The following is a 19,181-nucleotide window of genomic DNA, read 5'->3' on the forward strand; positions in this document are numbered from 1 at the left end:
CGAGCATGTTCTCGGGGAGGCTCTTTCGATTTGTAGTCACTGTTGCGTCGCATCCCGAGAAATATTCTCACACCCTCCCTTCGCGCTCACCGGCGCGGCAGATTTCGTCGCGAAAGTGCTGCCGGTGAGCGCGAATGGCAGGGGAGGGAAAGATAGGGGAGAGGAAGTCAGATGTGGCGGCAGGTAGAAACCGCGGACTTAAGCGGAACGGGCGGCCTTCTGCCCAGCGGAGACGGTGGCGGTAAGGTCGGACAGAAAACGGTCGGGGTGGTCGACGAGCTGTCTCGGGGAATAACAAAGGACGGTGAATCCCGCCTTTCGTAGGAGCTGGTGACGCTCGCGTAGGTGGGGCAGCGCCTTCGCAGAGACGATGTCAACGAGATAGGCGTTGTTGATACACAGAGCGGTCGTGATGTCGGGAAGAGCTTTGAACTGTGCTTTGAAGAAAATAGGCCACGGGAAATCAGCCTCAATGATAAGGGCGCGGGCAAAGGACTCATATGGAGAACGGGAAAGCTCAGAGGCATGGTGGATCACAGCGCGGACGATGCGGCTATTGCGTACTCTTCCCATGCGGGCGAATTCTTGAGTGAGTTCTTCCCGGCTTACTCCGGCGCGTAGTGCCGAGTCGGCGGCGATGAGGCCATCGCGAAAGCCGTGGTAGCGGGCGATATCGATAACCGCGCGGGCTTTGGAAACACAGCGGGCGCCGTCCACGAGGACAGGTTCAGGCAGGGAAGCCTTGCGGTAGATGCGCTCGGGGTGGCGGCGGTCTTTGTGGGGGAGCGTATTGGTGGGAAGTGCCATCTCAATCTGTTCCTCGGCCGTGGCGATGACCCACAGGCCATGTACTCGGGCGGCGGATTTGGAGATGAGTACTGCGGTATAGGCACTGCGAGCGGCGGCAATGGCGCGCAGGCGCAGTTGGGACGGGAAATCGAGGCAATGATAGTGATCGCGCCGGACAGCGATGCGCGGTGCGAGCTTAAGGTAGGTGCCGTTTTTCAGGTCGGTCCAAAAGGTGGGGTGGTTAGCGCGGATGGAATCGATATTGGTCAGTGGTGTTGTCATGCCTTTAAGCAAAGGACACGCTTCTGGCCGGCGCGAGGAAGTAACGGCCGGGCTTGTGGATAACGAGGAGGCTGAGATGGTCAAGTGCTCAAAGTGGCTGCTGGGGTAAGCAGGGGCGAACTTGTCCACAAGGTGGAGAGGCTGCACTTGCGCGAGGGCGGGAAATAGGAAAGGCCGCGCCGGCAAAAAGGGGCGGGCGCGGGCGGGGACGAGCGGGACTTAGACGGCCGGGGGAGGGGTGACCTTGTCTAGCTGCTCGGTAATCTGCGGCCACAGCTGGCCCATGATGTCATCCCAGGTAAGGATCCACACGGCATTGTCCTTATCGGCCTTACCCACCATGACGAGCTGCTCGTTGCGGGCCCGCATATGGTCCAAGGTCTTTTGCACGGTAGTAGAAGAAGACACGGACAGGGCAGGGCGGGAGAACTCGAGGACCGGGGTCTCCGGAGCTGCCAGCAAGGTATCGCGCACGTGGACTACGCGGGGAACGCGGGAGTCCTTAGGAAAGACCAGTACGCGCATGATGTTCTTGCGCACGACGAGGTCCTGGAGATCGTCCACGGTGGCGTCGGAAGGCAGGGGCACTACCTCGGAGCCATGGGCGCGGGCCATGGCGCCAACGGTGGAGTTTTCCAACTCGATGACATCGGAAATCTGGTTGGCGGAGTCATCATCCAATGCGCCGGTTTCGCGGGAATGCTCGACCAAGGTACGCAGGGTCTCGGCGTCGTAGCCGGCTGCACCGGCACGATCGACGGGCTCTTCGCCAGCTATGGCCACGAGCTTATTGGCCATGACATTGATCCATTTCAGCAGCGGGCGGAAGATCCACACGAAGCCGCGCGCGGGTACCGCGATGACCTGCAGTGCGGTTTCTGGGTGGGCGATCGCCCAAGATTTCGGCGCCATCTCACCCAGCACTAAGTGAAGGAAGGTGACGATGAAGAGGGCGAGGATAAAGCTAGCGACATCGGCAATGCCCAGTGGTAGGCCTGCAGCTTCGAGCGGGGCCATGAGCAGGTGGTGGACCCACGGTTTGGTCACGGCACCCAGCACGAAGGTAGCGGCGGTAATGCCCAGCTGCGCGCCGGCAAGCATGATGGTCAGTTCATTGAGCGAGCGCAGGCCGGCCCGGGCAGTACGGGAATTTTCCGCATACTCTTCCAAACGGTGACGGCGAGCGCCCATCAAGGAGAACTCGATAATCACAAAGAAGCCGGAAGCGGCGATGATAAGTAGGGTAACGAGGAGGTTAAGCCACCAAGATTCGGTCATTATGCATCCTCCTTCTCATCGTCATCATCGGACTGGTCGGGGTAATCCTCCACCAGCTCGATGGCAAGGACGGAGGGCACGTGGCGGTCCACCTCTTGCACGCGCAGGCGGATAGAGCGCACGGGCGCCTCATCGTGGTCCACCCAATCATCGGGCTCGGCCTCGAGCTGAATGGCGTGTTCCTCACCGACCTCTGGCAACGCGCCGGAGTGGGCGATGACGAGGCCAGCGACGGTTTCGAAGTCGCCCTCAGGCAGGTCGTGGCCGATGGCCCGCTCGATTTCATCAATGGGCGTATCGCCATCTACCACCCAGTGGGAATCGTCCTGCTCGGTGATTTCCTCGGTTTCTTCGATATCGTGCTCATCGGTGACATCGCCCAAGATTTCCTCGGCCAAGTCCTCCATGGTCACGATGCCTACGAAGCCGCCGTATTCATCGATGACGCAGGCCATCTTTTGCTCGCTATCGCGCAGTTCTTCCACGACATCTGGTAGCGGCATCAGCTCGGGTACCACGACGGGGTCCTGCATGATGCTGGTGGCCTTGGTGGCGGCGGGAAGGTCGCTTCCCAGCACGTCGATAAGATGCACGACGCCCACCGGGTTATGTTCATCATCGATGACGGGGTAGCGGGTGTGATCGGACGACATCATCTCGCGAACCTCACCAAGGGTGGTGTCCGGGTCAATGACGTCCACGCGGGAGCGCGGGATCATGGCATGCTCTACGTCGTGCTCAGGGAAATCCAGCAGGCGGTCGAGCACCATATAAGTATTCTCATCCAGATCGCCGGCCTCATGGGAGGAATCCACGATGGATTCCAAGTCATCGGCGGTGGCGGAGGAGTCCACGTCTTCTACCGGTTCAATGCCAAAAACCTTGAGGATGGCATTGGAAGAGTACTCAAAGAAGTGGATGAGCCAGCCGAATAGCCGCAGGTAAAGCTGCGTGGAGGAGGCCAGCCAGCGCGCCGTCTTCATAGGGGCGGCGATGGTATAGTTCTTGGGGAAAAGCTCCGCGAAGAGCATGGTTGCAATCGTGGAGATGAAAAGCGCCAGGATGGTGCCCACGGTAATAGACACTGCGCTCGGCACACCAACGCCGCCGAGCAGGACGCCCAGACCTTGGCCCACGAGCGGCTCGGCCACATAGCCGATGAGCAGGCCGGTAATAGTAATGCCGAGCTGCGCGCCGGAGAGCATGAAGGAGGTCTGCTGGGTAATAGCCAGCGCGCGCTGCGCCGTCTTATCCCCCTCAGCAGCCTGGGACCGCAGCTGTGTGCGGTCCACGGACATAAAAGAAAATTCCTGGGCCACGAAGTATGCATTCGCGACGATGATGAGGCCGATGACTACAAATCCGGCCAGGATCATCAAAATAGCCGATAACATGATTTACTCCCCACCGCCTAGAAGGAGGTAGGGACATCGACTGGGAGGTTCCACTGAGGGTGCCTTTCTACTTGGGAAGATGCAAACATACTACATGCTTAACCCCCCTTTCGGCCATTTTGTTCCCGCCCTATTAGGGTTTTATCCATGACTGAACCCTTCGGGCTGTATATCCACGTTCCTTTCTGTGCCACTCGTTGCGGGTATTGCGATTTCAACACCTATACCCCAGGAGAGCTCGGCAGCCCGCGCGATCTCACCGGGCCTTATCTGGATGCCTTGGACCGCGAGCTGGAGTTGGCGGCCGCGCGCGTAGGCCGCCCGGCCGAGACCGTCTTCATTGGCGGCGGCACGCCTTCTTTGCTGGGCGGGCAGGGGCTGACCCGGATCCTCAACACCGTCCGCTCCACCTTCGGCTTGGCACCAGGGGCGGAAGTCACCACCGAATCCAACCCGGAGTCCACCTCACCGGAGTATTTCGCCCAGCTTGCCGACGCCGGCTATACCCGCATCAGCCTCGGCATGCAGTCCGCTTCCCCCGGCGTTCTCCAAGTCCTAGAACGCGCCCATATCCCTGGACGCGCCTTCGCCGCCGCTCGCGAGGCTCGCGCCGCCGGCTTCGAGCACGTCAACCTGGACATGATTTATGGCACGCCCACCGAAACGGATGACAATGTGCGCGAAACGCTAGACCGCGTGCTGGAGACCGGCGTGGACCACGTCAGCGCTTACTCGCTCATCGTCGAAGACGGCACCCGCATGGCTCGTAAGGTCAACAAAGGCATCTTGCCCGCCTCTGATGAGGACGTGCTGGCCCGGCGCTACGAGATGATTTCTTCCACCCTCGAAGCGGAAGGATTTGAGTGGTACGAGGTCTCCAATTGGTCCAAGCCTGGTGGCGAGTGCGAGCACAACCGCATCTACTGGGTAGATGGCAATTGGTGGGGCGCAGGCCCCGGCGCCCACTCACACCTGGGCAACGAGCGTTTTTTTAACGTCAAGCACCCCTCGCGCTATATCGACGCCCTTGGCCGCGGCGAGCTGCCCATTAAGGAAACCGAAGCGCTCACTGAGGCCGACCGCCACATGGAAAAGGTTATGCTTGGCCTGCGCCTGCGCGAGGGCATCCCGGAGACCTGGCTTGATGCCCACGCCACTCCCGCCCTCGAGCGCTTCATCGGCCGTGGCTTGCTTGAGCGCGCCGGCGAACGCGTACGCATCACTAAGCCCGGCCGCTTGCTGGCCGATGGCATCATCACCGATCTCCTCGTCGCTGAAGAAACCTAATCTTCGTCCCGTCTACACTCGAAAGCACGTGAAAGAGCCAAGCGAATAGGAGCGACATAGTGTCTACCTCAACCGATGCCCGCCGCAAGGAAGTCCTGCGCGCCATCGTGGCGGACTATATTGCCTCCCAAGAACCGGTCGGTTCTAAAACGCTGCTGGAGCGCTACCAGTTAGGTGTTTCTTCGGCCACGATCCGCAATGATATGGCCGTGCTGGAATCCCAGGGCCTTATCGCCCAACAGCACGCCAGCTCCGGCCGCGTGCCCACCCAGCAGGGCTACCGCCATTTTGTCGACTCCCTCCATGAGGTCAAGCCGCTTTCGACCCCGGAGCGCCGCGCGATGCTCAGTTTTTTGGAAGGCGGCGTGGACTTGGAAGACGTGCTGCGTCGCTCGGTGCAGCTATTGGCGCAGGTGACAAAGCAGGCGGCCGTCGTCCAGCTGCCCAACCTTAAGGTCTCGCGCGTAAAGCACTGCGAGGTTGTGGCGCTGTCCCCAGTGCGCCTGCTGCTGGTGCTTATTACCGATAACGGCCGCGTGGACCAGCGCAACGTGGAGCTCGATGAAATCATTGACCAGGATCAGACCTTCCGCCTGCGTGACATCGTCAATAGTGCGCTGGTGGGCAAGACGCTTAGCGACGCCTCCGTGGAACTTGCCCACCTCGTCGACGAGGCTCCCTTGGATATCCGCCACCATGTGCTCAAGGTGGCCACCACGCTCATCGAGACCCTAGTGGAGCAGCCCTCCGACCGGCTGATTATGGCCGGTGCCTCCAACCTGACGCGCGTGGCCCGCGAGTTCCCAGAAGGTTTACCCAAGATTATTGAGGCGTTGGAAGAACAGGTCGTCGTCCTCAAGCTGCTTGCCCGTGTGCCGGATCTAGGCAACGTCTCCGTGGTCATCGGCGAGGAAAACGAAGAAGACCAGTTGCGCCAAGCCTCCGTTGTGGCCACGGGCTATGGTCTCGGCACCGGCGATGAGGTGGCCACGCTCGGCGGCCTTGGCGTGGTGGGGCCTACCTTTATGGATTACTCGGGAACAATCTCTAAGGTCTCTGCCGTTGCACGGTATGTGAGCGAAATTTTGGCCGGCGAGCAGTGCGAGTAAACTAGCTGGCCGCGCATTATTTTTTCAAGTTAACCCCAACAAGACGAATTAGAAGGAATATCTCTTACAGTGGCTCGTGACTATTACGGCATCCTCGGTGTTGATAAAAACGCAACTGACCAGGAGATTAAGAAGGCCTACCGCAAAATGGCCCGCAAGTATCACCCGGATCTAAACCCGGATGATGAAACCGCGGCTGAGAAGTTCCGCGATGCCGCGCTGGCTCAGGAGGTCCTACTGGATCCGCAAAAGCGCCAGATCGTGGACATGGGCGGCGACCCCATGGAACAAGGCGGCGGTGGCGCCGGTGCGGGTGGATTTGGCGGCTTCGGTGGCGGCGGCCTGGGCGATATCTTCGCCGAGTTCTTTGGCGGCGGTGCTGGCGGCTCCCGCGGCCCGAAGTCCCGCGTCCAACCGGGCAATGATGCCCTGCTGCGCACTCGCATTACCTTGGAAGAGGCCTATACCGGCTTGAAGAAGAAGGTCACCGTGGATACCGCCGTGCTGTGTGATACCTGCGGCGGCACCGGCTCTGAGTCCAAGTCCAAGCCGGTTACCTGCGATAATTGCAACGGCATGGGTGAAATCCAGGAGATGCAGCGCAGCTTCTTGGGCAACGTGATGACCACCCGCCCGTGCCCGAAGTGCCAGGGCTTTGGCGAGGTCATCACCGATCCATGCAACCACTGCGCCGGCGACGGCCGCGTGAAGAAGCGTCGCGATATTACCGTTAATATCCCGGCCGGCATCAACGACGGCATGCGCATCCGCATGGCGTCCCAGGGCGAGGTCGGCCACGGCGGCGGCCCGGCCGGTGACCTCTATGTTGAGGTCCACACGGAGGAGCACCCCGTCTTCCAGCGCAATGCCGATGATTTGAACCTCACCGTGCGCGTGCCGATGATTGACGCCGCCTTGGGCACCAACTTCACCATCGACCAGCTCAATGGTGAAGAGCTCACGATCGATATCGAACCGGGCACCCAGCCGGGTGAGTCCATCAAGGTCGACGGTGCCGGCATGCCACGCCTGCGCACCGATGGCTTTGGCAACCTCTTTGCCCATGTGGACGTCGTCGTGCCAAAGGACCTGGACCGCAAGACCCGCGAGTCCCTGGAGAAGATTCGCAACTCCCGCGACGAGGGCGCGCGCGTGCGCACCACCGGCGACGGTCAAGAGGAATCCTTCTTCAGCCGCATCCGCGATAAGTTCCGCCGCTAATGTCGCTCCCCGTCTTCATCCACCCGGACCTTTCCGCCGCGCGCACCGGCGAGGCCTTCAGCCTCTCTGGCCCGGAGGCCCGCCACGCCGTGACGGTCAAGCGCATGGGGGAGGGCGAGCGCCTCGAGCTTATCGACGGCACCGGTATCCGCCTCACCCTCACCATCACCGCCGCCACGGGCAAGGACTCCCTAGAGGGCATGGTTGAGTCCATCGTCACCACGCCTGAGCCCACCCCGCGGGTGACCGTGGTGCAGGCCATCCCGAAGTCCGAGCGTGCCGAGCTCGCCGTGGATCTGGCCACCCAAGCCGGCGCCGATGAGATTATCGCCTGGCAGGCAGACCGCTGCGTGGCCAAATGGGACGGCAAGAAGGCACCCAAAGCGGTGGCCAAGTGGCAGGCGGCCGCAGATTCTGCGGCCAAGCAATCCCGCCGCGCCCGCATCCCCCAGGTGCGCGGCCCGCTGACCACCCCGCAGCTCGTCCAAGAACTCAGCCGCGACCGTGCCGCCGGTGATGCGGCGGCTGCAACCACCGTGCTTGTCCTGCATGAGGAAGCCACCGCCTCCATCAAGGATGTCACGCTCGCAGACGATGTCGTTCTGCTCGTCGGCCCCGAGGGCGGCATCGGTGACGCCGAGCTCGATCGCCTCAAGGAGGCCGGCGCCACGCCTATCAAGCTCGGCCCGGAGGTGCTGCGCACAGCCAGCGCGGCAATGGTGGCGCTGGCGGCAATCGGCATGCGCACCCAGCGGTGGTAGCCGGCGCTGGTAGCCTAAAGCACGTGCCTATCATCACGAAGAAATGTGAGCTAGATTCCGCCTACGTCAGCATCGTGCTGGGTAGCGCGGACGATAACTTGCGCGTGCTCAATAACCGCCTGGATGCGGACCTTTTTGCCCGCGGCAACGTGGTCACCGTTACCGGCCCTGACTACGAGGTGGCCCGCGCCGCGAAGATCCTCGACGAGCTCGAAGCCATCGCCCGCCGTGGCCACGCCGTATCCACCGATACGGTCAAGCACACGATGGACATGGTGGCGGTAGAGGCGCCGCAGTCGGTTTCGGCGGCGCTGGCGGCGGACATCGTCAAGCGCCGTGGCAAGGCCGTCCGCCCAAAGACGGTGGGCCAGTCCGAATACGTGCAGGCCATCGACGATAATACGGTGGTCTTTGGTATCGGCCCGGCCGGTTCCGGCAAGACCTACCTCGCGGTAGCCAAGGCGGTGCAGGCTCTGCAAACCAAGCAGGTCTCGCGCATTATTCTCACCCGCCCGGCTGTGGAGGCAGGGGAGAAGCTGGGCTTTTTGCCGGGCACGCTCAATGACAAGATTGATCCGTACCTGCGCCCGCTATACGACGCCCTGCGGGACATGCTCGATCCAGAGATGATCCCTAAGCTCATGGAGGCCGGCATCATCGAGGTCGCTCCGTTGGCTTATATGCGCGGCCGCACATTGAACGATGCGTTTGTCATCCTTGATGAAGCTCAAAACACCACGCCCGCGCAGATGAAAATGTTCCTCACCCGCTTGGGCTTTGGCTCCAAGATCGTGGTCACCGGTGACATATCCCAGGTAGACCTCCCACATGGCCAGGTCTCCGGCCTGCGCATCGTGCGCCGCATCCTGCGCAACGTGGAGGATATTCACTTTGCGGACTTGGGAGCGAAAGACGTGGTGCGCCACCAGCTGGTCGGGCGCATCGTCAATGCCTATGAGACCTTTGATAATAAGAAAGCCGCAGAATACGAGGGAATGGAATGAGTATCGAGTTTCTCAATGAATCCGGCTTCGAGGGCGTCAACGAGGAGATGCTGATTGACATCGCTTCTTATGCCTTCGGCGCCATGGACATCAACCCCGATGCCGAGTGCACAATTACCTGCGTGGATTTGAAGACCATCGAGGATCTCCACGTGCGCTGGATGGATCTGGAGGGCCCCACCGATGTCATGAGCTTCCCCATGGATGAGCTCACCCCCGGTGCCATCGCCGGTGGCGGCCGTCCCGATGCCGCCGATCCAGGCCCAGCAATGCTCGGCGATATTGTGTTGTGCCCCGAATTCGCATTGCGCCAGGCCGATGCCGCTGGGCACTCCCTAGGTCACGAGCTTGCCCTGCTTACGGTCCACGGCTGCCTGCACCTGCTGGGCTATGACCACTCCACTCCGGCCGAGGAAAAGGAAATGTTTGGTCGCCAAAACGAGCTGCTTGCGGATTGGTACGACGATGTGGCCGATCGTGGCGTGGCTTATCAGCCCAAGCCTTCCGGGCCGAAGGCTTTTCCCGATGCCGCCGAACGCGCCAACCTGGACAAGCAGGTTCCTGGTGGGGGCATCCCTGCGGTGGGAGAACCACAAGATCGCCCGGAAGAATAATTTTTCGCTTTCTTTTGTGAGCGCGTGCGCCGCGTAGCACAATGGAAACCTATGACTATCCTTTCCATCCAGTCCCACGTCACCTACGGCCACGTTGGCAACTCTGCGGCCGTCTTTCCTCTGCAGCGCGCCGGCCATGAAGTATGGCCGGTCCACACGGTGAATTTCTCCAACCACACTGGCTACGGTGACTGGGGCGGGCCGATGATTCCGGCTAGCGATGTCACCTCCATTATCGATGGCATTGAAAAGCGCGGTGCCTTCCCACAGATTGACGCCATTCTGTCTGGCTACCAGGGCGGCGCCGACATTGCCGACGCCATCGTGGAAACCGTCCGCCGCGTTAAGGCCGCTAACCCCAAGGCGCTTTACGCCTGCGATCCTGTAATGGGCAATGCTAAGTCCGGTTGCTTTGTCTCCGATGAGATCCCGCCGCTGCTGCGTGACCGCGTTGTGCCCGTTGCCGATATCATCACCCCCAACCAATTTGAGCTGGGCTACCTCACCGATTCCGAGGTTGGCACCCTCGATCAAACCCTCGCCGCGGTGAAGAAGGCGCAGGAAATCGGTCCAAAGACCGTTCTGGTTACCTCCGTCAAGCGTCCCGAGACCCCAGAGGGCCAGATTGAGATGCTCGCCGTTGACGGCGACCGCGCCTTCCTAGTGTCCACGCCACTATTGCCGTTTAAGCGTAACGGCTCCGGCGATGTCACCGCCGCCTTGTTTACCGGCCACTACACCGAGACCAGCGACGTTAAGGAGTCCTTGCGCCGCACCGCCTCCTCTGTCTACGACCTGCTGGAAAACACCTACGAGGCCGAGACTGCTGAGCTTCAGCTCATCCAGTCCCAGGATGTATTCGCACACCCGCGCATGCAGTTCCACGCGGAGGAGCTTTAGGCCTGGGCAATCTCTACGGAAAGCCCATTGTTGCGGACCCTATCCAGTGAGAGGTTAGGTTGCCTAGCGCAGCACTGCGGCGTATTGCCACGCTAGGTCTAGCTTGATTTGGCCGAGCTGAGGATGCAGCCTCAGCTCGGCTTTCTTTGTCTGCTCCTTGTATTACTTTCCGAGTCTCTCATATGAGACACCCACGCCTGCTTGAAAGTGGTATGGGGCACCATGTCCTATTAATATGGCGGCAGTCACGTTCTCATCAAGTAGAAGGAGCTCACCATGTCTAGTACCGGAAGCATCAGCGCCTCTCCCGACGGCCTTTTGATGGCCCTCATTCAGTACCCCGTCCCTGTGGTTAACACCCCGGAGGACGTCCAAGCCAGCGTGGATGAAATCTGCCGCATGGTTGCCTCCACCAAGGCGGGCTACCCAGATCTTGACCTCATTGTCTTCCCGGAATATTCTTCCTCTGGTCTCAACACCAAGATTTGGTCTTATGATGAATTCCTCATTGGCCTCGATGATCCCAAGGTAGATCAGTTCAAGCAGGCTTGTAAGGAAAATGACGTTTGGGGCGTATTCTCCATCATGGAGCCCAACCATGAGGAAGGAAAGCCGCCGTTTAATACCGCCATCATCATCAACTCCGATGGCGAGATTGCTTTGCACTACCGCAAGCTCCAGCCATGGACTCCTATCGAACCGTGGTACCCAGGCGATTTGGGTATGCCGGTTTGCGACGGCCCCAAGGGCTCCAAGCTCGCCGTGAACATCTGCCACGATGGCATGTTCCCTGAGCTGGCACGCGAGGCCGCTTATAAGGGCGCCAATGTCTACATCCGCATCTCGGGCTACTCCACGCAGACCCAGGATCAGTGGATCATGACCAATAAGACCAATGCCTTCCAGAACCTCATGTTCACTGCTTCGGTGAACCTGGCTGGCTATGACAACACCTTCTACTACTTCGGTGAAGGCAACGTCTGCAACTACGATGGCCACATGATTTCTGAGGGCCACCGCAATCCCGGCGAAATCGTCACTGCCGAAATCTTCCCAGAATTGGCCGATAAGGCGCGCATCAACTGGGGCCTTGAAAACAACATCTTCAACCTGGGTAACCGCGGCTACGTTGGCTACCCCGGCGGCAAGACCGAAAACTATCTCACCTGGGTCGAGGACTTGGCCAAGGGCGAATACAAGCTCCCGTGGGCTGACGACGTCCGCATCAAGGACGGCTGGAAGTACTACCCGGACGGCCCGCAGCTTGGACCGCTGCCGGACGAGTTTAAGTAAGCTTCACTAATTTAGCGGCAAGCCCTGCACCCGTTTCGACGGGCGCAGGGCTTTGGTGTTGTCCAGCGTGCGGTCTTTTTGCTGCTAATACTCGTCGCCTTCTACCGCACCTGTATCGGCATCGGCTGGCGTATCTAACACTGCGTCAGACTCTGGTGTGTATCCGGCATCTACGTCGCCATAGTCGTTAAGCGAATCTGAAGGCGGAAGGCCTCCATTGCACAGCTCGGCCCATTCTTCGGGGCACTTATATTGTCCGCCTGGACCACCGCAGACTTCTTCAGCCCGAACAGCTCTTTGTAGCTCTGGAGTGTTGCAGAGCTCAGTTGGGTGCCAAGAGCCATCGGAAAAATGGCCAAACGCGCCTAGCCCGTCATCGCAATACAGCAACTCTGGCTCCGCAGCTGTAGCCTCGGCCTGGGTCTCTGGCTCTGCAGCAACGCTATTTGCAGGTTCTTCAGGCATGCTCTCTTCGCCGCTGCTGGTAGCAGCAGAAGAGGCCGTACTCGAAGAGCTGGTGGCGGACGAAGAAGAGATCGTCGCAGAGGTAGTGCTCGTCTCTGCTGATGGCTCGGAATCGGGGAGGAGCAGGCGGAGAGGAAGAGGGTAAGAGCAGCGCTCAAAATGAGCGCAGGAGAGGTGCGAGGCATGGAGGAGCCTTTCCGGGGAGGCAGCACGGTTTGTGCTGGGGAGAAGAGGTTTCTCCATAGATTAGCCCTATTCTGTACCGCTGGTAGAAATTGGCCGTGAACTAATCGGAGATTTTGGCTCTGTGGGCTATTATTGCGGGTAATGAGTTCTGATTTTGATGCACAGTTTGATGCGGCATTCGAGGGTCTTCCAGAAGACCCCGATGATGCCGTGCCGGAAGGCGCCGAGAATGCGGCCGCCCCGCTTGACTATTCGCAGTACACCGACACCCCGGAAGGATTCCGTTCCGGCTTCGTGTCCTTTGTCGGCCGCCCGAATACCGGTAAATCGACGCTGACCAATGCCCTGGTAGGTCAGAAGATTGCGATTACGGCTGACCAGCCGGAGACCACCCGCCACACCATCCGTGGCTTGGTACACCGCGAAGATGCCCAAGTAATCGTCGTGGATACGCCGGGCCTACACCGCCCGCGCACCCTGTTGGGTGAGCGCCTCAATGAGGTAGTCAAGGATACCTACGCCGATGTGGATGTCATTGGCCTGACCATCCCGGCCGATGAGAAGATTGGCCCGGGTGACCGCTGGATCCTGGACAACGTGCGCTCCATTGCGCCGAAGACGCCGATCATCGGCATCGTCACCAAACTGGATAAAGCCAGCAAAGACCAGGTAGGCGCACAGCTTTTGGCCCTGCACGAGCTACTTTCCCAAGATGACCCGAATGCGGTAGTCATCCCGGTGTCCTCCAAGGAAGGTGTACAGCTTGATGAGCTCGTGCAGGTCATCGTGGATCACCTGCCAGAAGGCCCGAAGTTCTACCCAGATGATCACATCACCGATGAAGGCCAGGAAAAGCGCATCGAGGAACTCATTCGTGAGGCTGCATTATCCGGCTTGAAGGCGGAGCTGCCGCACTCGGTGGCGGTGCAGGTGGATGAGATGTTGCCATCGCGTACCCGTGAGGGTGTGCTGGATATCCACGCCATTTTGTATTTGGAGCGGCCTGGCCAAAAACGCATTATCGAAGGCAAGGATGGCCTGCGCTTCCGCCGCATTGTGGGCAATGCTCGCAAAGAAATCATCGAGTTGCTGGGCCAGAACGTATACCTAGACTTGCGCATTAAAGTGCTGAAAAATTGGCAGTCTGACCCGAAGTCGCTGGGTAGGCTCGGGTTTTAAACCACTATGCGCGAGAACTATCGTGACCGCGCAGTGGTCATCCGCACCTACGATTTTGGTGAGGCCGATCGCGTCATTGTCCTACTCACCCGCGATCACGGCCTCGTGCGCGCGGTGGCCAAGGGCGTGCGCCGTGCCAAGTCGCGCTTTGGCTCGCGCCTGCAGCTCTTCGTTAACCTTGATGTTCAGCTGTACGTGGGCAAGAACCTAGCCACCATTTCCCAAGCGGATACGGTGGATTACTTTGGCGCGCGCCTCATCGAGGACTATGAGCGTTACACGGCAGCCTGCGCGGTGCTGGAGTCAGCCGAGCGCCTGGCTTTTGCCGACGCAGCCCATGACCCCTACCTCTACGAATCCGTCACCGCGACCTTGGAGCGGCTGCAAACTGCGGACCCAACCATGACTCTGGATGCCTTCTTGCTGCAGGCGATGGCGCATGCCGGTTGGGCGCCGAGCCTTTTCAACTGTGCCCAGTGCAACCGGCCCGGCCCGCACCACGCCTTTCACCCGGCAGTCGGCGGGGCGGCGTGCCACGAATGCCGGCCGCCGGGTGCAGCCGAGGTGGATCCGGAAACGCTGCATCACCTGTGGCTTTTAGCGCATAACTACCCGACGAATCCCACGAATGCGCAAAAGCAGGAGGGGCATCGCCTAGCGCGGGCGCACCTGCAGTGGCACATGGAGCGCAATGTTTCCGCATTGCAGGTAATGGAGCAGTAGAATATAGCCCGTGATTACGCCAGACCCGAACCGCACTTTGACCCCGCCGAATATCCCGGATGAGTTCATGCCGCGCCATATTGCGCTGGTTATGGACGGCAATGGCCGCTGGGCCCAAGAGAAGGGCATGAAGCGCACCGAGGGGCATAGGCGCGGCGAAGCCGTGCTTCTTGACGTCGTCGATGCCTGCCTGGCCGCCGGCGTTCCTTATCTTTCGGCATATGCCTTCTCTACGGAGAATTGGCGCCGCAGCCCCGAGGAGGTCCGGTTCCTCATGGGCTTTAACCGCGACGTGCTGCGCCGCCAGCGCGAGTGGCTCAACGAGCGGGGCGTGCGCGTGGTGTGGGCTGGGCGCCGCCCGCGCCTGTGGCGCTCAGTGATTAAGGAGCTCGAGGCCGCCCAAGAGCTGACCAAGGATAACACCAAGATGACCTTGGCCATGTGCGTGAACTACGGCGGTAGGGCAGAGCTGGTGGATGGTTTTCGGGACATCGCCAAGCAGGTTGCAGCCGGCGAGCTCACCCCGCGCGATATTAAGGAAGAAACCATCGCACAGCATCTCTATGACCCGGGCATGCCGGATGTCGATCTCTTCCTGCGCCCGTCCGGAGAGAAGCGCACCTCCAACTTCCTACTGTGGCAGTCGGCTTATGCGGAGATGATTTACCAGGATAAGCTCTTCCCGGATTTCACTCCGGAGGACCTTTTTGCCGCCATCGAGGAATACGCGCGGCGCGACCGCCGCTTCGGTGGCGTTAAGAAGTAACGCGCAGCACCAAAGTGGTGTGCTTTATACCTCGGGGATAAAGATGTCCTCGATTCGGCAGGAAAAGTGGCGCGCGATCTGAAATGCGAGGGGGAGCGAAGGATCGTAGCGCCCCTTTTCAATACTGATGACCGTTTGGCGCGATACGCCTAGCTCCGTGGCTAAGCCCTGCTGGGAGAGACCTTGGCTCTCGCGAATCTCTTTAAGCCGGTTGTCCATGGCTTAGCTTGCCGCCCGCTTGTGGGCAAAGTAGCTAATGCCAAAGGTGCCGGTCACAAAGACTCCCAAGATGATAGTGAGCAGGGTGCCCGAAACGTGGAAATCCCAAAAAGAGGAAGCGATGCCAAGTCCGCCGATGCCAAAGAGCATGGCGTGCAGGGTGTTTTCGGAGGCTTGCGAATACCAATGGGATTCGATGGAATTTTCCGGATCGGGTGTTGCCCCACGGATGGTGTCTCGATCCACCATGAATCCCCAGCTAGCCGCCGTAGCTACAGGAAATAGGCACAGTGCGTACACAGCAAACGCTAGTAGCGGCGAATCATCGTGTACGAATGCGGCCACGATGGCGCCGGCGGCTGCAGCGAGGCCCGCGCCAGCCGCAACGGATAGTGTGAGGAGTTTGGTTTGGGTGCCACCAAACTTGAGGCGGCCAAAGCGGGTGGTCTGCAAGGAGGCCTCCTGAAATAAGTGGTTGTAAAGTGTGCTTGACACTCATCTTATGTGAAGCGTCCTTTACTATAAAGGGTGCTTTACTTCTTGGGTGAGATTCGTTCTTAAGGATGAGTGGCAGCCTTTTAGGGTGGAGGCATGGCAGAAGACGACATCAGGCTAAAAGACGCACTAATCGGAATAGTGGCAATCATCTCAATGGATGTCCTATTGGTAGTGACAGTTTTTGCCATGCTGAAGACCGGTTTGACCACGGGTGGGCTCGGTGTAGTTCTGCCTGCTGCACTTGTTATTTCAGTGGTAGTGCCGACTGTTGCGTTGGTGTATTACCTCAAGCGTCGGGGAATTAGTCTCGGCTTTGTTCCCTTAGGTCGACGTGGTTGGCACTTATTGTGGCAAGTTCCTCTCGCCATTTTTGTAGCGGGAGTCGCTGCCGCGATTGTGGGGCCGCTGTTGGGGCTATCGCCCTCGGAAAGTACATCTGCAGCAGATGGACGCGGTGTCATGGTGGTCGTTTCTTTGGCCTCCTATCTTTTGCTGGCACCGCTGGTGGAAGAAATTGTGTTTCGCCGCCTGCTGATGGGGTATCTAGATCGCAGCGTCCCAGCGTTTGCCAGCGTGATCCTCAGCTCTTTGCTATTTGGTCTCGTCCATATTGCGCCGCCGGTCATGGTGTATGCGACGTTTCTAGGAATGGGGTGCGCGCTTGTAACCCGCTTCCACAATTCGCTGCGCGCAGGCTTTATTGTGCACTTGGTCAATAATGTGGTTGTGCAGTTGATTGCGGTCTCGGCGCTATAGTCTTGGCGTGGAAGGCGCTGCCACAGTCGGGCCGCGCAAGAAAACCCCAGGCTCCGGAGTGGAGACTGAGGCTAGGGGAGGAGCGGCTTCACTAGGCGGAGCGGGGATGCTTAGGCGGAAGCGGCGCAGTTGCTGCAGATGCCAAAGACCTCGGCATCGTGGCCGGTGAGCTCGAAGCCGTACTCCTTGGCCACGGAGGTCGCCCACTTTTCAATGGGGCCGCCGTCGATTTCCTCGGTGCGGCCACACTTGGTGCATACCAAGTGGTGGTGATGGGCGTCGGTCTCGCAATGGCGGTAGAGGGTTTCGCCATTGGGCATGTGGAGTGCGTCCACTGCATCGATATCGGTTAGGGACTGCAGGGTGCGGTACACGGTTGTCAGCCCCACCTTTTCCTCCCGCTCCTGGAGTTCGTGATAGATCTCCTTGGCGGAGGCGAATTTCTCCATATCCCGCAGCACCTCGACGACTGCGGTGCGCTGCTTGGTATTGCGCGCTCCTAGTTTGGGAATACTGTCGTGTAAAGCCATGGCCTTTATATTATCAATTCTTTTTCAACAACTGCATGCTCAGGCGGCTTTATATGCACGGTGGAGGGGTGGGCTAGGAGGCGATCCTTGCGGCGTCGGCAAGCAAGTCCAAAACCTGCGGCGCAGTGAGTGAGTAGGTTACCTCGCGCCCGCTGCGCTCGGAGTCAACAATGCCCGCCTGCTTGAGGACGCGCAGGTGCTGGCTAATGAGTGGCTGGGACTTACCAGTAGCCTTTACTAGCTCATGCACGAAGTGATCGCGCTCGGCCAGGCGGGAGATGATGGCGATGCGTAGGGGCGAATCGAGGGCAGCGATCACGCCGGCGGCCGCAGAACTATTAATCGCCGTATCAGTGGTCGTCATAGGGAATGTCACCTTCAATTAAATAACTATTACCTGTCGGGCACCCTTATATTACCCGATGTGTTCAATAACCCGTATGTATTTCAAATTAAATTCATGCCCTAATCCACCGCCGGCAAGCGCTTAGGGTTAGACTGAACGAGATTGTCAAGACTGTCCCCTACCAGAGGAGTCCGAAAACTTATGGCATCCGTCATCGATACCGTTGTAAACCTGTGTAAGCGCCGCGGCTTGGTCTACCAGGCAGGTGAAATTTACGGCGGTTCCCGCTCCGCGTGGGACTACGGCCCTCTTGGTGTAGAGCTCAAGGAAAACATCAAGCGCCAGTGGTGGCGCCACATGGTCCAGTCCCGCGCAGACGTTGTGGGTGTAGATACCTCCGTCATCCAGCCGCGCCAGGTCTGGGTATCTTCCGGTCACGTTGAGGTGTTCTCTGACCCGCTGGTGGAATCCCGCCACACGGGCAAGCGCTACCGCGCCGACGACCTCATTGAAGCTTATGAGGAAAAGCACGGCCACGAGCCAGAAAACGGACTGGCAGATATCAATGACCCGGAAACCGGTCAGCCGGGCGACTGGACCGAGCCAAAGGCCTTTTCCGGCCTGCTCAAGACCTTCCTGGGGCCAGTCGATGACGAGCAGGGCCTGCACTACCTGCGTCCGGAGACCGCACAGGGCATCTTCGTCAACTTCAAGAACGTGATGACCTCCTCGCGCATGAAGCCACCGTTTGGCATTGCGAATATTGGCAAGTCCTTCCGCAATGAGATCACCCCAGGTAACTTCATCTTCCGTACCCGCGAGTTCGAGCAGATGGAGATGGAGTTCTTCGTTAAGCCAGGCGAGGACGAAGAGTGGCACCAGTACTGGATTGATGACCGCTACAACTGGTACGTAGATCTGGGCATCAAGGAAGAAAACCTGCGCCTATACGAGCACCCGAAGGAAAAGCTCTCCCACTATTCCAAGCGCACCGTGGACGTGGAGTACGCCTTTGGCTTCAAGGGCTCCAAGTGGGGCGAGCTGGAAGGCGTGGCCAACCGCACGGACTATGACCTGTCCGTACACGCCAAGGGCTCGGGCGAGGACCTGTCCTACTATGACCAGGCCAATGACGAGCGCTGGACCCCGTACGTCATCGAGCCGGCTGCCGGCCTGGGCCGTTCCATGATGGCCTTCCTGGTGGATGCCTATGACGAGGAAGAAGCCCCGAACGCCAAGGGCGGCACCGATAAGCGCGTGGTTCTGCGTTTGGACCGCCGCCTAGCGCCGATCAAGGTAGCCATACTTCCGCTGTCGAAGAAGGAAGAACTTTCTGAGCCTGCCCGCAAGCTGGCCGATAAGCTGCGCGCTTATTGGAACGTGGACTTTGACGTCTCCGGCGCCATCGGCCGCCGCTACCGCCGCCAGGATGAGATCGGTACCCCGTTCTGCGTCACCTTCGACTTCGACACCCTCGATGATGATGCCGTAACTGTGCGCGAGCGCGACACCATGGAGCAGGAGCGCGTGAAGCTCGATGACCTCGAGGCCTACCTCGCCTCCCGCCTGATTGGGTGCTAG

Annotated in this window: 22 protein-coding genes; 14 read left to right on the top strand and 8 right to left on the bottom strand. The window is 59.6% G+C overall.

Features of this window, described 5'->3' with window-relative positions; genetic code table 11:
- Window positions 1–198: 198 nt before the first annotated feature.
- From QP904_RS08650 to QP904_RS08660, 3 genes are all read right to left on the bottom strand, one after another.
- Window positions 199–1,071 carry a hypothetical protein gene (locus tag QP904_RS08650; protein WP_200288774.1) on the bottom strand — a complete coding sequence of 291 codons (873 nt, stop codon included), beginning with the start codon at window positions 1,069–1,071 and terminating at the stop codon, window positions 199–201.
- A gap of 219 nt (window positions 1,072–1,290) precedes the next feature.
- Entirely contained in the window at window positions 1,291–2,349 is a 1,059-nt protein-coding gene (locus QP904_RS08655) for a CNNM domain-containing protein (RefSeq protein ID WP_284835891.1), read from the bottom strand.
- Window positions 2,349–3,743: a hemolysin family protein gene (locus tag QP904_RS08660; protein WP_200288776.1), complete on the bottom strand. Its 1,395-nt coding sequence runs from the start codon at window positions 3,741–3,743 to the stop codon at window positions 2,349–2,351. The genes QP904_RS08655 and QP904_RS08660 overlap by 1 nt, the downstream gene beginning before the upstream one ends.
- 147 nt (window positions 3,744–3,890) lie before the next feature.
- Between QP904_RS08660 and hemW the strand changes: the two genes are divergently transcribed.
- The 8 genes from hemW (at window position 3,891) to QP904_RS08700 (ending at window position 11,932) form a co-directional block, all read left to right on the top strand.
- The gene (hemW, locus tag QP904_RS08665) at window positions 3,891–5,030 is read left to right on the top strand and encodes a radical SAM family heme chaperone HemW (protein WP_284835892.1); all 1,140 of its coding nucleotides are present in this window, start codon (window positions 3,891–3,893) and stop codon (window positions 5,028–5,030) included.
- Between the two features lie 59 nt (window positions 5,031–5,089).
- Complete coding sequence (gene hrcA / locus QP904_RS08670) at window positions 5,090–6,139, top strand: heat-inducible transcriptional repressor HrcA (protein WP_200288778.1); 1,050 nt, start codon at window positions 5,090–5,092, stop codon at window positions 6,137–6,139.
- Between the two features lie 69 nt (window positions 6,140–6,208).
- On the top strand, window positions 6,209–7,360 hold the full coding sequence (gene dnaJ / locus QP904_RS08675; RefSeq protein WP_200288779.1) for a molecular chaperone DnaJ: 1,152 nt from the start codon (window positions 6,209–6,211) through the stop codon (window positions 7,358–7,360).
- Window positions 7,360–8,121, top strand: coding sequence for a 16S rRNA (uracil(1498)-N(3))-methyltransferase (locus QP904_RS08680; protein ID WP_284835893.1), 762 nt, complete (start codon window positions 7,360–7,362; stop codon window positions 8,119–8,121). The genes dnaJ and QP904_RS08680 overlap by 1 nt, the downstream gene beginning before the upstream one ends.
- A gap of 23 nt (window positions 8,122–8,144) precedes the next feature.
- Window positions 8,145–9,125: a PhoH family protein gene (locus QP904_RS08685; RefSeq protein ID WP_284835894.1), complete on the top strand. Its 981-nt coding sequence runs from the start codon at window positions 8,145–8,147 to the stop codon at window positions 9,123–9,125.
- Complete coding sequence (gene ybeY / locus QP904_RS08690; RefSeq protein WP_284835895.1) at window positions 9,122–9,739, top strand: rRNA maturation RNase YbeY; 618 nt, start codon at window positions 9,122–9,124, stop codon at window positions 9,737–9,739. Before QP904_RS08685 ends, ybeY begins: the two co-directional genes overlap by 4 nt.
- Before the next feature lie 51 nt (window positions 9,740–9,790).
- On the top strand, window positions 9,791–10,639 hold the full coding sequence (gene pdxY / locus QP904_RS08695; protein ID WP_284835896.1) for a pyridoxal kinase PdxY: 849 nt from the start codon (window positions 9,791–9,793) through the stop codon (window positions 10,637–10,639).
- Between the two features lie 276 nt (window positions 10,640–10,915).
- Entirely contained in the window at window positions 10,916–11,932 is a 1,017-nt protein-coding gene (locus tag QP904_RS08700) for a formamidase (RefSeq protein WP_200288784.1), read from the top strand.
- 84 nt (window positions 11,933–12,016) lie between these two features.
- Here the strand turns inward: QP904_RS08700 and QP904_RS08705 are convergent, their stop codons facing one another.
- Entirely contained in the window at window positions 12,017–12,397 is a 381-nt protein-coding gene (locus QP904_RS08705) for a hypothetical protein (protein ID WP_284835897.1), read from the bottom strand.
- Here QP904_RS08705 and QP904_RS08710 point away from each other — a divergent pair.
- The 4 genes from QP904_RS08710 to QP904_RS08725 all read left to right on the top strand — a co-directional run bounded on the left by QP904_RS08710 (window position 12,396) and on the right by QP904_RS08725 (window position 15,251).
- The gene (locus QP904_RS08710) at window positions 12,396–12,542 is read left to right on the top strand and encodes a hypothetical protein (protein ID WP_284835898.1); all 147 of its coding nucleotides are present in this window, start codon (window positions 12,396–12,398) and stop codon (window positions 12,540–12,542) included. The two genes, QP904_RS08705 and QP904_RS08710, sit on opposite strands and share 2 nt — an antisense overlap.
- Before the next feature lie 182 nt (window positions 12,543–12,724).
- Window positions 12,725–13,762, top strand: coding sequence for a GTPase Era (gene era / locus QP904_RS08715; RefSeq protein WP_200288786.1), 1,038 nt, complete (start codon window positions 12,725–12,727; stop codon window positions 13,760–13,762).
- Between the two features lie 6 nt (window positions 13,763–13,768).
- A complete protein-coding gene (gene recO / locus QP904_RS08720) occupies window positions 13,769–14,485 on the top strand; it encodes a DNA repair protein RecO (protein WP_049361567.1) in 717 nt (238 codons plus the stop codon).
- Between the two features lie 10 nt (window positions 14,486–14,495).
- Window positions 14,496–15,251 carry an isoprenyl transferase gene (locus QP904_RS08725; protein WP_259825551.1) on the top strand — a complete coding sequence of 252 codons (756 nt, stop codon included), beginning with the start codon at window positions 14,496–14,498 and terminating at the stop codon, window positions 15,249–15,251.
- Window positions 15,252–15,275: 24 nt separating this feature from the next.
- Here the strand turns inward: QP904_RS08725 and relB are convergent, their stop codons facing one another.
- Both relB and QP904_RS08735 read right to left on the bottom strand, forming a co-directional pair.
- Entirely contained in the window at window positions 15,276–15,470 is a 195-nt protein-coding gene (relB, locus tag QP904_RS08730) for a type II toxin-antitoxin system RelB family anti-toxin (protein ID WP_239205122.1), read from the bottom strand.
- Between the two features lie 3 nt (window positions 15,471–15,473).
- Complete coding sequence (locus tag QP904_RS08735) at window positions 15,474–15,923, bottom strand: hypothetical protein (RefSeq protein WP_284835899.1); 450 nt, start codon at window positions 15,921–15,923, stop codon at window positions 15,474–15,476.
- A gap of 138 nt (window positions 15,924–16,061) precedes the next feature.
- Between QP904_RS08735 and QP904_RS08740 the strand changes: the two genes are divergently transcribed.
- Window positions 16,062–16,724 (top strand): CPBP family intramembrane glutamic endopeptidase, encoded by a 663-nt coding sequence (locus QP904_RS08740; RefSeq protein WP_200288790.1) that lies wholly within the window; start codon window positions 16,062–16,064, stop codon window positions 16,722–16,724.
- Between the two features lie 110 nt (window positions 16,725–16,834).
- Here QP904_RS08740 and QP904_RS08745 read toward each other — a convergent pair whose 3' ends face one another.
- Together QP904_RS08745 and QP904_RS08750 are read right to left on the bottom strand one after the other, a co-directional pair.
- Window positions 16,835–17,254 (bottom strand): Fur family transcriptional regulator, encoded by a 420-nt coding sequence (locus tag QP904_RS08745; protein ID WP_049361563.1) that lies wholly within the window; start codon window positions 17,252–17,254, stop codon window positions 16,835–16,837.
- Between the two features lie 73 nt (window positions 17,255–17,327).
- Window positions 17,328–17,618: an ArsR/SmtB family transcription factor gene (locus QP904_RS08750; RefSeq protein ID WP_284835900.1), complete on the bottom strand. Its 291-nt coding sequence runs from the start codon at window positions 17,616–17,618 to the stop codon at window positions 17,328–17,330.
- A 183-nt stretch (window positions 17,619–17,801) separates the two neighbouring features.
- On the opposite strand from QP904_RS08750, the gene QP904_RS08755 reads away from it, so the two are divergent.
- The gene (locus QP904_RS08755) at window positions 17,802–19,181 is read left to right on the top strand and encodes a glycine--tRNA ligase (protein ID WP_284835901.1); all 1,380 of its coding nucleotides are present in this window, start codon (window positions 17,802–17,804) and stop codon (window positions 19,179–19,181) included.

Origin of the sequence: Corynebacterium nasorum, from assembly GCF_030229765.1 — a bacterium.
Classification (GTDB): domain Bacteria; phylum Actinomycetota; class Actinomycetes; order Mycobacteriales; family Mycobacteriaceae; genus Corynebacterium; species Corynebacterium kefirresidentii.